The sequence below is a fragment of the Asticcacaulis sp. W401b genome, assembly GCF_046503825.1.
Classification (GTDB): Bacteria; Pseudomonadota; Alphaproteobacteria; order Caulobacterales; family Caulobacteraceae; genus Asticcacaulis.
This window is the reverse complement of record NZ_JBKFEE010000001.1, coordinates 604,488-618,417: the sequence shown is the minus strand read 5'-3', so window position 1 is coordinate 618,417 and position 13,930 is coordinate 604,488. Positions and strand designations below refer to the sequence as shown.

Annotated in this window: 17 protein-coding genes; 13 read left to right on the top strand and 4 right to left on the bottom strand. The window is 62.0% G+C overall.

All coding sequences use genetic code 11. The features are described from left to right. Positions 1-81: 81 nt before the first annotated feature. Entirely contained in the window at positions 82-339 is a 258-nt protein-coding gene (locus ACK8OE_RS02980) for a hypothetical protein (RefSeq protein ID WP_126419550.1), read from the top strand. Between the two features lie 76 nt (positions 340-415). On the opposite strand, the gene ACK8OE_RS02975 is transcribed toward ACK8OE_RS02980, so the two are convergent. Together ACK8OE_RS02975 and ACK8OE_RS02970 are read right to left on the bottom strand one after the other, a co-directional pair. Further along, positions 416-598, bottom strand: a complete 183-nt coding sequence (locus ACK8OE_RS02975) for a YegP family protein (protein ID WP_013479361.1) — start codon at positions 596-598, stop codon at positions 416-418. An 86-nt stretch (positions 599-684) separates the two neighbouring features. Next, complete coding sequence (locus ACK8OE_RS02970; RefSeq protein WP_126419551.1) at positions 685-1,047, bottom strand: DUF983 domain-containing protein; 363 nt, start codon at positions 1,045-1,047, stop codon at positions 685-687. 168 nt (positions 1,048-1,215) lie between these two features. On the opposite strand from ACK8OE_RS02970, the gene ACK8OE_RS02965 reads away from it, so the two are divergent. From ACK8OE_RS02965 to ACK8OE_RS02925, 9 genes are all read left to right on the top strand, one after another. Further along, complete coding sequence (locus tag ACK8OE_RS02965) at positions 1,216-2,166, top strand: ArsR/SmtB family transcription factor (protein ID WP_410271302.1); 951 nt, start codon at positions 1,216-1,218, stop codon at positions 2,164-2,166. Between the two features lie 33 nt (positions 2,167-2,199). Then, positions 2,200-3,126: a methylenetetrahydrofolate reductase [NAD(P)H] gene (gene metF / locus ACK8OE_RS02960; protein WP_290799064.1), complete on the top strand. Its 927-nt coding sequence runs from the start codon at positions 2,200-2,202 to the stop codon at positions 3,124-3,126. A gap of 10 nt (positions 3,127-3,136) precedes the next feature. After that, positions 3,137-3,859: a methyltransferase domain-containing protein gene (locus ACK8OE_RS02955; RefSeq protein ID WP_410271301.1), complete on the top strand. Its 723-nt coding sequence runs from the start codon at positions 3,137-3,139 to the stop codon at positions 3,857-3,859. Between the two features lie 143 nt (positions 3,860-4,002). Next, entirely contained in the window at positions 4,003-5,067 is a 1,065-nt protein-coding gene (locus tag ACK8OE_RS02950) for a homocysteine S-methyltransferase family protein (RefSeq protein ID WP_290799058.1), read from the top strand. Positions 5,068-5,074: 7 nt separating this feature from the next. After that, a complete protein-coding gene (locus ACK8OE_RS02945; RefSeq protein WP_410271300.1) occupies positions 5,075-6,064 on the top strand; it encodes an ATP-grasp domain-containing protein in 990 nt (329 codons plus the stop codon). Between the two features lie 45 nt (positions 6,065-6,109). Further along, positions 6,110-6,490, top strand: coding sequence for a hypothetical protein (locus tag ACK8OE_RS02940; RefSeq protein ID WP_410271299.1), 381 nt, complete (start codon positions 6,110-6,112; stop codon positions 6,488-6,490). A gap of 6 nt (positions 6,491-6,496) precedes the next feature. Continuing rightward, positions 6,497-9,154: a methionine synthase gene (gene metH, locus ACK8OE_RS02935; protein WP_410271298.1), complete on the top strand. Its 2,658-nt coding sequence runs from the start codon at positions 6,497-6,499 to the stop codon at positions 9,152-9,154. A gap of 235 nt (positions 9,155-9,389) precedes the next feature. Continuing rightward, positions 9,390-10,640 (top strand): M24 family metallopeptidase, encoded by a 1,251-nt coding sequence (locus ACK8OE_RS02930; protein WP_410271297.1) that lies wholly within the window; start codon positions 9,390-9,392, stop codon positions 10,638-10,640. Continuing rightward, a complete protein-coding gene (locus ACK8OE_RS02925) occupies positions 10,637-11,257 on the top strand; it encodes a DUF4272 domain-containing protein (protein WP_172961144.1) in 621 nt (206 codons plus the stop codon). The genes ACK8OE_RS02930 and ACK8OE_RS02925 overlap by 4 nt, the downstream gene beginning before the upstream one ends. On the opposite strand, the gene ACK8OE_RS02920 is transcribed toward ACK8OE_RS02925, so the two are convergent. Further along, positions 11,254-11,538 (bottom strand): DUF1294 domain-containing protein, encoded by a 285-nt coding sequence (locus ACK8OE_RS02920; protein ID WP_410271296.1) that lies wholly within the window; start codon positions 11,536-11,538, stop codon positions 11,254-11,256. The genes ACK8OE_RS02925 and ACK8OE_RS02920 overlap by 4 nt on opposite strands. A 97-nt stretch (positions 11,539-11,635) precedes the next feature. Between ACK8OE_RS02920 and ACK8OE_RS02915 the strand changes: the two genes are divergently transcribed. After that, positions 11,636-11,875 carry a CopG family ribbon-helix-helix protein gene (locus tag ACK8OE_RS02915; protein WP_410271295.1) on the top strand — a complete coding sequence of 80 codons (240 nt, stop codon included), beginning with the start codon at positions 11,636-11,638 and terminating at the stop codon, positions 11,873-11,875. After that, entirely contained in the window at positions 11,875-12,150 is a 276-nt protein-coding gene (locus tag ACK8OE_RS02910; protein ID WP_410271294.1) for a type II toxin-antitoxin system RelE/ParE family toxin, read from the top strand. The genes ACK8OE_RS02915 and ACK8OE_RS02910 overlap by 1 nt, the downstream gene beginning before the upstream one ends. A gap of 3 nt (positions 12,151-12,153) precedes the next feature. Here the strand turns inward: ACK8OE_RS02910 and ACK8OE_RS02905 are convergent, their stop codons facing one another. Continuing rightward, on the bottom strand, positions 12,154-12,879 hold the full coding sequence (locus tag ACK8OE_RS02905; protein ID WP_410271293.1) for a hypothetical protein: 726 nt from the start codon (positions 12,877-12,879) through the stop codon (positions 12,154-12,156). Between the two features lie 182 nt (positions 12,880-13,061). Here ACK8OE_RS02905 and ACK8OE_RS02900 point away from each other — a divergent pair, with 182 nt between their 5' ends. Continuing rightward, entirely contained in the window at positions 13,062-13,739 is a 678-nt protein-coding gene (locus tag ACK8OE_RS02900) for a TerB family tellurite resistance protein (RefSeq protein WP_126421019.1), read from the top strand. Positions 13,740-13,930 lie beyond the last annotated feature (191 nt).

The following is a 13,930-nucleotide window of genomic DNA, read 5'->3' as shown; positions in this document are numbered from 1 at the left end:
GGCCTGAGCGTGTGTTTGTGCGGGCCTGCGGCTTCTTCCTCCCCCAAAAATAGACTTTTCAGGTCAGAACAGAAAATACCTATGTCCGATAGCTCATCCGATGTGGCGTCGCGCCTCTACGCACTTGCCGTAGCCCGTGATACCGCTAACCTGGTCGATCTCGACGCCTCCCTTGCCCTTGCCCGCGCTTCGGTGCGCACGCTGATGGCCCTGTCGCCGCAGGCGGCCATGCTGATGCGTGAGTTCGCGCAGGAAGAAATCGACCGACTGCATATGGAATGCACCGAGGAATCGCATGGTTCCATCGCCATCATCCGCGATACGCTGAATATGGCCTGAGCCCTGCGCACCGGTGCAAAACAAAAAAGCCCGAAGGCATTGGCCTCCGGGCTTTTTTCATGGCTTGATGCGACGCCTATTCGACCGTCTGATCTTCGATCTCCGCGTCCGGGCCGTTCTTCTTGATCGACTCGATGGCGTTCTTGGCCGACGCCTTGGAGGCATAGCCTTCGGTCCAGAAAATCGTCTCGGAATTATAGACGAAATAGGCGACGAATTCGCCGGCCTTATTCTTCTTGATCAGGAACTTGTGCGCCATGAGAGTCTCCGTTTGTTGGCAACGCCATCGGGCGTCGGCGTGAGGATTCTCCGCAAAGGGGATTCCGTCAAGCTTAAGTTACGAAGTTATCGGAAGCGTTTGAGCCCATGGTGCCAGATCAGGCCCAGAAACCCGCCCTTAATGAATGGCAGCAGCAGCAGGGTCAGGGCGCCCATAATGGTTAGGGTCACTGGCACCACGATTTCCAGCGGAAAGTTCCAGAAAAACTCAAAGGCAAACATCGGCGCAATGACCAGATGCCCGACCAGCAGCATGGTCACATAGGCCGGGCCGTCGTCGCAGGGATAGGCCCCCAGCGGCGTCTGACAGTGGCTGCACGTATCCACCACCTTGAGATAGCCCCGGAAGGCGTGGCCTTCGCCACAGGCGGGGCAGCGGCGGCGCAGGCCGCGGGAAATGGCCGTCGAAAGTGAGGCTTTATCGGTCATGGGGCCGGAACTCCGCTGTTATCTGTTCTTATCATACGCCGATATGTGGGAAACCACACGTCCCCCCGCCATGTGTAACGCTGTCGCAGGCCTGTCGATACCGCATTGCAAGCCTTGGGTGTGATTTTACGCTTGCAAAATCACATAAAGACATCTTTATATGATTATATGAAATCGAGCGACATACTGGGCGAAGCGGCGCTGCTGGAGGCGTTAAAGGCGATGGGGGAACCCACACGTCTGCGTCTTTTGCGTCTTTTAGCGCATGAAGAACTGTCTGTCATGGAATTGGTGCGGATTCTCAATCAGAGTCAGCCGCGCATTTCACGCCACCTCAAGCTGATGAATGAGGCCGGGGTGATTGACCGTTTTCCGGACGGGGCTTGGGTCTTCTATCGCCTGAGTGAGCATCCGGCCCCGACGCCGTTGATTGACTCGGTGTTGAGCGCGCTGGGTGATGAAAACAGCGCCGATCTGCGGGCGCTGGAAGAGGTGCGCGGTCAGCGGCTTGAGGCGGCGCAGGGCTATTTTGAGAATATCGCCCCGGTATGGGATCAGATCCGCTCGCACTATGTCGATGATGCCGAGGTCGAGACGGCCATTCAGTCGCTGGTGGGGGATGCGCCGGTCGAAACCATCGTCGATCTGGGCACCGGGTCGGGTCGGATGCTCAGCCTGCTGGCGCCGAACGCGCAATACGCCATCGGGCTCGACCTGTCGCAGCAGATGCTCAACATCGCCCGCGCCCGCACGCGCGAGGCGGGCCTGAGCGGCATCGACTTCCGCCACGGCGACATCCTCGCCACCCGGCTCAATGGTCAGAGCGCCGATCTGGTCGTCATCCATCAGGTGCTGCACTTCCTGCCCGATCCGGGGCAGGCGCTGAAGGAGGCGGCGCGGCTGCTGAAACCGGGTGGCCGCCTGCTGATCGTTGATTTCGCGCCGCACCGGCTGGAGACCATGCGCGACGAATATCAGCACCGTCGCCTCGGCATCGGTGATGACGATATGGGCCACTGGCAGAAGGTGGCCGGGCTCAAGGCCCTGCGCAGCCTGTCCCTGCCGCCGCATCAGGAGCCCGGTCTGACCGTGCGCATCTGGCTGATGCAAAAAGCCTGATACACCCCATAAAACGCTACAGAGAATACGCTTATGGCCCCGCCGCCCGCCTTTGTTCAGTCCGCCATTGCCCGCTCGGTTCGCGCCGGGGCGTCGCACCTCAATGTGTCGTTTGAGTTCTTCCCGCCCAAGTCGGCGGAGATGGAAGAGAGCCTGTGGGGTGCCATCCGCCGCCTTGAGCCGCTGAACCCCAGTTTCGTCTCGGTCACCTATGGGGCGGGCGGTTCGACGCGCGAGCGTACCCACCGCACGGTGAAGCGCATACTGGACGAAACCGCGCTGAAACCCGCTGCGCACCTGACCTGCGTCGAGGCCTCACGCGAAGAGGTCGATGAGGTCATCCGCGAATACTGGAATGCCGGGGTGCGCCACATCGTGGCCCTGCGTGGCGACCCGCCCGGCGGGCTTCAGGACGGTCAGTACACGCCGCGCCCGGACGGCTATCAGAACGCCACGGAGCTGACGGCCGCCATCCGCCGTATCGGCGATTTTGAGGTCAGCGTCGGCGTCTATCCGGAAAAACACCCGCAGTCGCCGTCTCTGGACTTTGATCTCGACGTGCTGCGTCAGAAGGTCGATGCCGGGGCGACGCGCGGCATCAGCCAGTTCTTCTTTGAGCCGGAAACCTTCCTGCGCTTTCGCGATGCCGTGGCCGATGCGGGCATTCAGATTGATCTGACGCCGGGCATCATGCCGGTCACCAATTTCAAGGGCCTGCGCAAGATGGCGGCGGCCTGCGAAGCCGCGGTGCCCGACTGGCTGCAAGAGCTTTTCCAAGGCCTCGATGACGATGCGGAGACGCGCAAACTGCTGGCTTCGGCCGTGGCGGTCGAGCAGGTGCTGGGGCTGGAGCGCGAAGGGGTGAACCATTTTCACTTCTACACGCTCAACCGGGCCGAACTGGTCTATTCCATCTGTCGCGTTCTGGGTCTAAGGGACGGTCAGCCGACCGCCGCCTGATTGCCTTCTCATGTCTCTTCAACCCGACTACGCTTCGATTACGCGGGCGGACCCCAATCCGTTCAAGCGCTATCTGCAACGCAAGCGCTTCGATGAGGCGATTGCCCTGCTGAAAGGTCGGCGTCCGGCGCTCAGTATTGACTACGGTGCCGGTGATGGTGAACTGGCGCGGCAGTTACGTAAGGACTGTCCCGACGGCGAGGTCATTTGCTTTGAGCCGTCGCCGCAGTTGCGGGCGCAGGCGGTGGCCCATGTCGGCGCGCTGAGCGGCGTGACGGTGGTGGCCGGGATCGAGGGGATTGCCGATGCGAGTGCGGACGCGATCTTCTGTCTGGAGGTGTTCGAGCACCTGCCACCGGAGGAGACGGAGGCGGCTCTGGCTCAGATGCACCGGCTTTTGAAGCCCGATGGCGTGCTGATTATCGGTGTGCCGGTCGAGACGGGGCCGGTGGCGTGGGTGAAGGGTTGGTTCCGCGGGCGTCGGCGGGTGGATTTCGACACGGACCGTGATCGCATCGCGCAGGCGGCGCGCGGCGATCTCCGTTTCGAGCGCTTGCGCGTGGACTTTGAAGGCGGTGGGGGCTACTACCCGCACCATCTGGGCTTTGATTATCGCGATCTGCTGGCGCGCGTGAAGGCGCACTTTGTGATCCAAAAGCGCCGCTCCAGCCCGCTGGCCCTGCTGCCGCCGGAGTGGAACAGCGAACTGAACCTGCTTCTGCGGAAGCGCTGATAAGCTTCGCCTCCCCTGATTTCAGGGGAGGTGGATTCGAGGCCGCAGGGCTTCGAAGACGGTGGGGTTAAACCCGCCAGTGTAACCCCCCTCCGCCGATTCCGGCGGTGTCCCCCCTGACATCAGGGGGGAAGGAGACAGATATGACCCGTCAGGACCGCATTGACACGCTGAAAGCCGCCGCTAAAGAACGCATCCTCATCCTCGACGGATCTTGGGGCGTGATGATCCAGCGGCGTGGCCTCGATGAGCAGGATTTCCGCGGTGAGCGCTTCAAGGACCATGTCGGTCAGATGAAGGGCAATAACGACATCCTGTGCCTGACCCGCCCGGACATCATCACCGACCTGCACAATCAATACTATGCAGCGGGGGCTGATATTTCCGAGACCAATACCTTCTCGGCGACGACCATTGCCATGGACGACTACCACCTCGATGCGCAGGCCTGCTGGGACATCAATTACGAAGGGGCGAAGCTGGCGCGCGCCGCCGCCGATGCCTGGACGGCGAAGGAGCCGGAAAAGCCGCGCTTTGTGGCGGGCTCGATCGGGCCGCTGAACAAGATGCTCTCCATGTCGTCGGACGTGAACGATCCGGGGGCGCGCAGCGTTACCTTCGATCAGGTCTATGCGGCCTATAAGCAGCAGATTCGCGCCCTGAACGAGGGTGGGGTGGACCTCTATCTGGTTGAGACCATCACCGACACGCTGAACTGCAAGGCGGCGCTCAAGGCCATTATGGACCTTGAGGACGAGGGGCTGGACAAGCTGCCGATCTGGATTTCGGGCACCATTACCGACCGTTCGGGACGTACCCTCAGCGGGCAGACGGCGGAGGCCTTCTGGAACTCGGTGAAGCACGCCAAACCGTTTGCTATCGGCTTTAACTGCGCTCTGGGGGCCGACCTGATGCGCCCGCACATTGCCGAACTGGCGCGCGTGGCCGATACGCTGGTCGCCGCCTATCCCAATGCCGGCCTGCCCAACGCCATGGGCCAGTATGACGAGCAGCCGCACGAAACGGCGCACGAACTGCACGAATGGGCCAAGGACGGGCTGGTCAACATACTGGGTGGCTGCTGCGGCACGACGCCCGACCATATCAAACACGTCGCCGATGAGGTGCGCGGCTTTGCGCCGCGCGTCCCGCCGGAGCGCCCCCGCGCCCTGCGCCTGTCTGGCCTTGAACCGTTCGAACTGAATTGAGGTTGTTATGCGTCTGACCCTGCTTTTCGGCGGCCTGAGCCGCGAACGTCTGGTGGCCGTCGCCACCACCCAGTCCCTGCACAAGGCCCTGCCCGAAGCCGATCTCTGGTTCTGGGACGAAGACAATCACGTCTATGAGACCTCGTCTCTGGCGCTTCTGGGCCATCAGAGGCCGTTCGAGGTGCCCTTCCGCGCCGATGGCCACGATCTGGGGACCATTGATCAGGCGCTGGATCGTGCCGCCGCCGAAGACCGCGTGCTGGTCTTGGGCCTGCACGGCGGCATTGCCGAAAACGGCGAGTTTCAGGTCAAGTGCGAGGCGAGGGGCGTGCCCTTTACGGGCTCCGGTTCGGCGGCTTCGCATCTGACCTTCGATAAGGTGTCGGCCAAGCGCTTTGCGGCCTGCGCCGGTGTGCCGTCCCCGGCGGGCATTGCGCTCAGTGACCTTGAGGCCGCCTTTGCCGAGTACGGTAAACTGGTCGCCAAGCCGGCGCAGGATGGGTCGAGTTTCGGCCTGATCTTCGTCAATTCGACCAATGACCTTGTGGCGGTGCGCGAAGCCGCCAAAGAGCAGCCCTATCTGATCGAGCCGTTTGTGACGGGGGCCGAGGCCACCTGCGCCGTGCTGGAGCAGGCCGACGGGTCGCTGATTGCCCTGCCGCCCATCGAGATCATCCCCGACCGCGGGGCCTTTGATTACCACTCCAAATATCTGTCCAACCAGACACAGGAAATCTGCCCCGCGCGCTTTGCGCCGGAGGTAATGGCAGAGATTCAGCGGCTGGCCATCGCCGCGCACAAGGCGCTGTCGTGCCGGGGCTATACGCGGTCGGATTTCATCGTCTCGGATAAGGGCCCGGTGTTTATCGAAACCAATACCCTGCCCGGTATGACGGCCTCGTCGCTCTATCCTAAGGCGCTGGCGGCGCAGGGCATCGGCTTTGTCGATTTCCTGCACGGGCAAGTCGATATTGCGGTCAAGCGGGCGGGCAAGTGAGGCCCGTCTCCCGTTGGCGGGGGAGGGCGCAGAAGGCGTGAACATATGATCACCGACAACTGGTCCGACCGTCTGCGGATCGCCGCCGATGTGCTGAAAGACGTCACGCCGGACGAGTTGCGCGTCGATCAGCCGTTCTATGATGAACTGACGCTGGTCCTGACCGAATACCGCCTGAGCGATGCGGCGTTTGTCGCGGCTGCGCCGCAGGTGCCCAATCCACCGGACTGGGCGCAACTGAGTGCTGCCGTGCATGGTTCGACCCCAAATGCCCTGCTGCTGCACATCCACGGCTGGCTGGCGCAGGCGCGGTGGATCGACACGCCACTGGTGCGCGTGCACGCACAGAGCCTGCTCGAACCGGCGCTGCGGCGACTGGCGGCCCATGTTTCCGACCTTGATATTACGCCTGTAAAAGACGATTAAGCGCGCATGACCACGATTATGACCCCCACCTTCATCAATATCGGCGAACGCACCAATGTCACGGGCTCGGCGAAGTTCCGTAAGCTGATCGTCGAAGGCAACTACACCGCCGCGCTCGATGTGGCGCGTCAGCAGGTGGAGGCCGGGGCGCAGATCATCGACATCAATATGGACGAAGGCCTGCTCGATGCGGTGAAGGCCATGACGACCTTCCTCAACCTGCTGGCGGCCGAACCCGATATCGCCCGCGTGCCGGTGATGATTGATTCCTCTAAATGGGAGGTGATCGAGGCGGGTCTGAAGTGCGTGCAAGGCAAGGCCATCGTCAACTCCATCTCGATGAAGGAGGGCGAGGACATCTTCCGCCACCACGCCCGCGAATGCCTGAAATACGGCGCGGCGGTGGTGGTTATGGCCTTTGACGAGGTGGGTCAGGCCGACACGGCGGCGCGCAAGATCGACATCTGTACGCGCGCCTACAACATCCTTGTGGGTGAGGTGGGCTTCCCGCCCGAAGACATCATCTTCGACCCCAATATCTTCGCCGTGGCGACGGGGATCGAGGAACACGACAACTACGCCGTGGACTTTATCGAAGCGACGCGCACCATCAAGCAGACCCTGCCCTATGCGCGTATATCGGGCGGCGTGTCGAACGTCAGCTTCTCCTTCCGGGGCAATGAGCCGGTGCGCCGCGCCATCCACTCGGTATTTTTGTACCATGCCATCAAGGCCGGCATGGATATGGGCATCGTCAATGCCGGCGACCTGCCGGTCTATGACGATATCGACGCCGAACTGCGCGAAGCGGTCGAAGACGTTATTTTGAACCGGCCCCAGCGCCACAATGTCAGCAATACCGAATGGCTGGTCGATCTGGCCCCCAGATACAAGGGCGAGAAGGGGCAGGTCGAGGCGAAGACGCTGGCCTGGCGTGAAGGCCCCGTCGAAGACCGTCTGAAACACGCCCTGGTCCACGGCATCACCGAATTTATCGAAGCCGATACCGAAGAGGCGCGGCAACAGGCTGAGCGCCCTCTGCACGTTATCGAAGGGCCGCTGATGGCCGGGATGAACGTCGTTGGCGACCTGTTCGGGGCGGGCAAGATGTTCCTGCCGCAGGTGGTCAAGTCCGCCCGCGTCATGAAGCAGTCGGTGGCTTACCTCATGCCCTTCATGGAGGCCGAAAAAGACGGCGCCGAGCATCAGTCGGCGGGCAAGATCCTGATGGCCACGGTCAAGGGCGACGTCCACGATATCGGCAAGAACATCGTCGGCGTGGTCCTGCAATGTAACAATTACGAGGTGGTCGATCTCGGGGTCATGGTGCCCGCCGATCGCATCCTCGAAGAGGCCAAGAAGCACAAGGTCGATATGATCGGCCTTTCGGGCCTGATCACGCCGTCGCTGGATGAAATGGTCTTCGTGGCGCGCGAAATGCAGCGGCAGGGCTTTGATATTCCGCTGCTGATCGGCGGGGCGACGACCTCCAAAACCCACACGGCGGTGAAGATCGAGCCGGGCTATAGCAACGGGCAGACCGTCTATGTGCTCGATGCCTCGCGCGCCGTTGGCGTGGTGTCGCAACTGCTGTCCGACACCGACAAGGCGCAGTTTATCGCCGATACGCGCGCCGACTATGAGAAGGTGCGTCTGGCCTATGGCAAGGGCGATCAAAAGCCGCGTTCTGACCTTAAAGAGGCGCGCGCAAAGAAGTATGTCATCGACTTTGCGGCCGAAGCCCCCGTCGCCCCGACCTTCCTTGGGACGCGGACCTTTTCGCCCTATGACCTGCACGATCTGGCCGACCATATCGACTGGACGCCGTTCTTTGCCACCTGGGAGCTGGCCGGGCGCTTCCCGGACATCCTTGAGGACGAGATTGTGGGCGAGGCGGCCACCGCCCTCTACGCCGATGCGCAGGCCATGCTGAAGCGCATTCTGGACGAAAAATGGTTCGAGGCGCGCGGCGTCGTCGGCTTTTGGCCCGCCAATGCCACCGAAGACGACGATATCGAAGTCTATGAAGACGAGACGCGCTCAAAGGTCGTTGCGCGTTTCCACACCCTGCGTCAGCAGATGAAGAAGACGCGCGACGATCAGTCGAACACCGCCTTGAGCGACTTTGTGGCCCCGAAAGGCACGCCCGACTGGATCGGCGGCTTCGCCGTCACCGCCGGGCATGGCGAAATGGAGATCGCGGCGAAGTTCAAGGCGGCGGGCGACGACTATAATGCCATCCTGGCCACCGCTCTGGCCGACCGTCTGGCCGAAGCCTTTGCCGAAGCCCTGCACAAGCGCGTGCGCCGCGACCTGTGGGCCTATGCGGCGGACGAAGACCTCGATGTCGCTGGTCTGATCGCCGAGCAGTATAAGGGCATCCGCCCGGCACCCGGCTATCCGGCCCAGCCCGACCACACCGAAAAATGGACCCTGTTCGATCTTCTGGACGCGCGGGCACAGGCGGGGATGGAGCTGACCGAGAGTCTGGCCATGACGCCGCCGGCCTCGGTGTCGGGCCTCTATTTCGCGCATCCGAAGTCGCACTATTTCGGCGTCGGCAAGATCGAAAAGGATCAGGTCGAAGACTATGCCCGCCGCAAGGGCTGGAGCGTCGATGAGGCCGAGCGGTGGTTGTCGCCCATTTTAAACTACGTACCGTAATCTCTCCTCCCTACGCCTTAGCTTGCGAGGCGGAGGGGGGCGACTCTTTCTCGGTTTCCCGGCGCATAGCCTACAGAATCCTGTGCGCTGCGAATGGCCTGCGCCACCCCCCTCCGTCTTTGACGCTTCGCGTCAAATCCACCTCCCCATCGCTGCGCGACAGGGAGGAGAGGGCTTGCCAATCGCTTCAAACCCGCGCTAGGTCGTATACGATTTTGAGCGCAGGAGCGGGGTAATGCTGTCCAAACGGGCGTTTTTGAGCGGGGCGGTGGCTTCGGGTGTGGTCGTGGCATCGGGCGTGAAGGCCCAGACTCAGACCGTGACCCAGACTCAGGGCTTGCCCAATCTTGCGGCGGGGGCCAAGCCCATCAGCGTGGCTGAACGTCAGGCGCGCATCGCCCGACTGCAAGAGCAGATGCAGCGGCAAAAGATCGCCGGGTTGCTGATCGAAGGCGGCACGTCGCTGACCTATTTTACCGGCCTGCGCTGGGGGCGGTCTGAGCGCGTGACGGCGGCTCTGATCCCGGCCAAGGGGCAGACCGTCATCGTCACCCCCTATTTCGAGGAAGCCCGCACGCGCGAAACGCTGGAAGTTCCCGCCGATGTCCGCACCTGGAACGAGGACGAAAGCCCCTATGCGCTGATTGCCGGTGCGCTGAAGGATCGCGGCGCGGCCAACGGGACGCTGGCCGTCGAAGGGACCACGCGCTATTTCATCATCGATGGCCTTAAACAGCAGGGCGCGTTCGCGGTGATATCGGGGGAGGCGCTGGTGGCCGCCTGCCGCCGCATCAAGTCGCCGGCTGAGCTGGCCCTCATGCAGACGGCCAACGACATCACGCTGGCGGCGCTGCGTCACGTCCATGCGAACATCAAGGTCGGTATGGCGTCGCGCGATATTGCGGCCCTGATGAACGACGCCACGCGGGCGCTGGGGGGGGCGCCGGAATTTGCCCTGACCCTGCTCAATGAGGCCAGCGCCTATCCGCACGGCACCAAGACGCCGCAAACGGTGCGCGAAGGCTCGGTGATCCTGATGGATTGCGGCTGTGCGCTGCTCGACTACGAATCCGACATTACCCGCACCTGGGTCTATGGCGAAGCGACGGCGCGGCAGCGCAAGGTGTGGGACACGGTGCGCCGCGGGCAGGAGATCGTGCTGGAAACCGCAAAGATCGGCGTAGCGGTGGCAAAGCTCGATGCCGCCGTGCGCGCCTTCTATGATAAGGAAGGCTGGGGGCCGGGCTTCACCCTGCCGGGTCTGTCGCACCGCGCCGGGCACGGTATCGGCATGGACGGCCACGAAGCGCCTTATCTGGTCGGTAATGACGCGACGCCGCTGGAGGCCGGTATGTGCTTTTCGGATGAGCCGGGCATCTATATCCCCGGCGAATTCGGCGTGCGGCTTGAGGATTGCTGGTATATGACGCCCACGGGGCCGAAGCTGTTTTCGCCTCTGGCCCGCTCACTGGAAGACCCGATTTGACTATAGACGCCGAAACCCGCAAGCAAAATTCGATCCGTGTGTTGAAGGCGCGGGGCCTGCCGGTCAGCGACAGCCTGCCCGAAATCGAAGAGGCAGCGGACGTGACCATCCGCTCCGGCGAAGCGATCGTCTATCGCCTCCTGTGCCTCACGGCGGTGGCGCAGGCGGCCTTTCTGGGGCGGCCGGGTCCGGTCCTGCCGTTTGTCGGGCGCTGGAAGCTCGACCCGCACCTGACGCCGCAGGAACGCGCGCTTTTGCAAGGGGACGCGGTGTCTGAGGCCGATGCCATCCGCTTTTCGTGGCGGGTGGAGGCTATGGTGCCGCTGATGTGGGCGATCGGCCTGATCGACGACCTGTGGTTTCCCGCCGAAGACGTCAACGCGCAGGAGATGCTCGACTACTGGCAGGACTTTGCGCACGACGACCTGAGCCGTATCGGCCACCGTGATGTCGAAGAGATACTCGATCAGGCCGACTTGATCTATCGCCTGCATGGGGCGGTGCGCGACGGGGCCGAAGGCGTCCTGCCCGATGTGGTGCGCGAACGTCACCACGCGCTCAACTGGTTGATCGGCTATGAGGGCGACGACTGGGACGACGTACAGACGGATACTTAAAGCGTCTGGAATGCTATGATCGTGGCCGCTATCGCCAGAAGGTGTAGCCAGACGATTCCGTTGAATCTGCGTTTGAAATCGCGCTTGACGCTCTTGTGGCGGAACAGCCGCATGGACAGCAGCGCCGCGGGCCACCCGCCCAGCCAGCAAAGCCGCAGCAGTGTCGCTTCCGGCACGCGGCGTTCGCATCGGATGGCGCGGCGCTTGTCAGCGGCCCACACCTGAAACGTCACCAGATTGATCAGAGCCAGCCAGCCGAGGGCCAATATCCAGAGGGTCATGGTGGCAGGATGGCGGGTGTTGTATAATAAGGTCTAAACCTAACTTCATCAGTTTTAATCAGATTGACAAATTTCGATTAAGTCCCATCCTCAGGGCATGAACACACGGACCGTTACAGCTCATATCCCTGTTGAACTGGCTGAGGCCGTCGATGCCGCAGCCGCCCGTTTGGAGCGGCCACGTGGCTGGATCGTCAAGCAGGCCTTGCAGAGCTGGATAAGCCTTGAGGAGCGCCGGCATCAAATGACGCTCGAAGGTTTGCGCGATATTGAAGAAGGCCGTGTCCATTCGCATCAGGAAATAAAGGACTGGATCGCCTCGCTGGAGCGCGACTAATGCGTGTCGTCTGGTCGGCGGCGGCCCACCGTGATTTGAGGCGGGTCTATGAATTCGTGAAATCTGATAGCCCACGTGCCGCTGCGCGCATAGTCGATATGCTTGACGCCGCCGCAGATCGCCTGTCTGACTATCCTGAAATTGGGATGAGGCTGGAAATTTATGACCCTTTGCACGTCAGATCGCTGATCGTGAGCGACTACGAGATGCGATATGAGATCAGCGCGGACGCTATCTCGATTGTTCGTTTGTGGCACGCTCGCGAGTACCGCTGACGTTTATTCCCCGTCCTTCTTGCCCCAGCCGAGCTTGTTCATCAGGCCGGTGGCCCAGTTGCCGCTCGACTGGCCCTTACCCGACTTGCCCGTCGTGCGGGATGAGCCGATGGCGGCATCGGGATCAGCGGGGGCCGTGGTGGCGCTGGTCTTTTGCGGGGTGAGGACATCGAGCGTCTGACGCTCGGTCGCGGGCTTCATCGCCTCGGCAATGATTTTCGCCTCTTCCTCGGTCTGCATTTCCTTGAAGATGTCGGGATGCCCCGACAGCGCCTTGGTCGCGCGCTCGCAATCGCCGGGCAGGGACCAGTTGACATAGGCCCCGGCGGCCTGACCCTTGGGGGCCTTGCGCGCCTCTTCCCAGCCGTTGAAGCCCTGTTCGCGGGCGGCCTCGGCGCTCTTGCGGCCTTCCGGGGCTTCGCCCTTTTTCGACAGGGTCAGCGCCGCCTCATAGGCGCGCAGATATGAGGCGCCGATCTTTTCCATCTCCTGGCTCAAAGGCTCGACGTCCGAGATACGCTCGGCCAGGTCCATATGCCCGGACAGGATTCCGTGGCACCAGGCCACGCGGTTGAAGTCATCGGCTGGCGCGTCGGCGATGACGGGGGTACGCACGACCTGTTCCTTGATGCCGGTGACATTGGTGGCGATAGGGCCATCATCGGTTTGCGCCATTGCCGAACCGACCAGCAGGGCCATACACACAGTCGCCGTAATCGTCGCTTTCATGGACGCCGTCATCCTCATATTCAGACTCATCCCTTTGTCATGCGGACAAATTGGGGCGAAATCGCGTTTTATGGTTATTTTAGAGTGGAATGTCGCCGCGCGCACAGAAAAAATCTCTCTTACAGAAACTTAAGGGGTTTTGCGCCGTATAATGGCCTAAGGTAGTGGTCAGGATAAGACCCATGAGTTTCTGGAAGACCCTCGCGCACAAGGCGGCCCACGCCTTTGACCCCGCCGACTGCACCGATTGCCCCAAGGGGCAGCCGGGCCGCGATCCGGCGTTCGCCACAGCGGTAACCGCGCTGGGGGCCAAGCTGGCTATGGCTGACGGGCTGGTGGATGAGAGCGAGGAGCAGGCCTTTTTCGACGTGTTTCAGCCCGAACGCGGGGCCTATGACAATATCCGCCGCCTGTATGATCTGGCGCGCCAGACCAGTCTGGGCTTTGAATCCTATGCCCGGCGGCTGGCCAAACGCTATGCGCAGTGTCCGCGTATCCTTGAGGACGTGCTGGAAGGCCTGTTTCATATCGCCGTGTCGGACGGCCATCTGACCGACCGCGAAGAGACCTATCTGGAAACCGTGGCGCGTCTGTTCGACCTCAGCCCCGCGACCTATCGCCGCATTCGCGCCGACTATGCCGGGCCGGACGCCGATGACCCCTATCATATTCTGGGCATTCATCCGGACGTGGCCGACCACGAAATCCGCATCGCGCGCAACAAGGCGCTGGGGGATGTGCACCCCGATCGCATTCTGGCGCGCGGCCTGCCGTCTGAATATGTGGGGCTTTTCACGCAAAAGGCGGCGCGCATCAACGAGGCCTACACGCAGATCCTGCGTGAGCGGGCGCTGCAATAGGGGCACATTGGGCTATGAAATCGATGTCTCTCTTAACAAGTCATAAAAAAGTTAAGTTAACGCTCGGTCAGGTGGTTGACGCGGGCCTTAATCGTGCCAATCTGCTGTGGTGCAGTGCCAATTCTCCCCATCTGGCATGGCGCGTAATGAGGTCAGTATAGCCATGAGCGATTTGAGGTCCGTATTCGGAA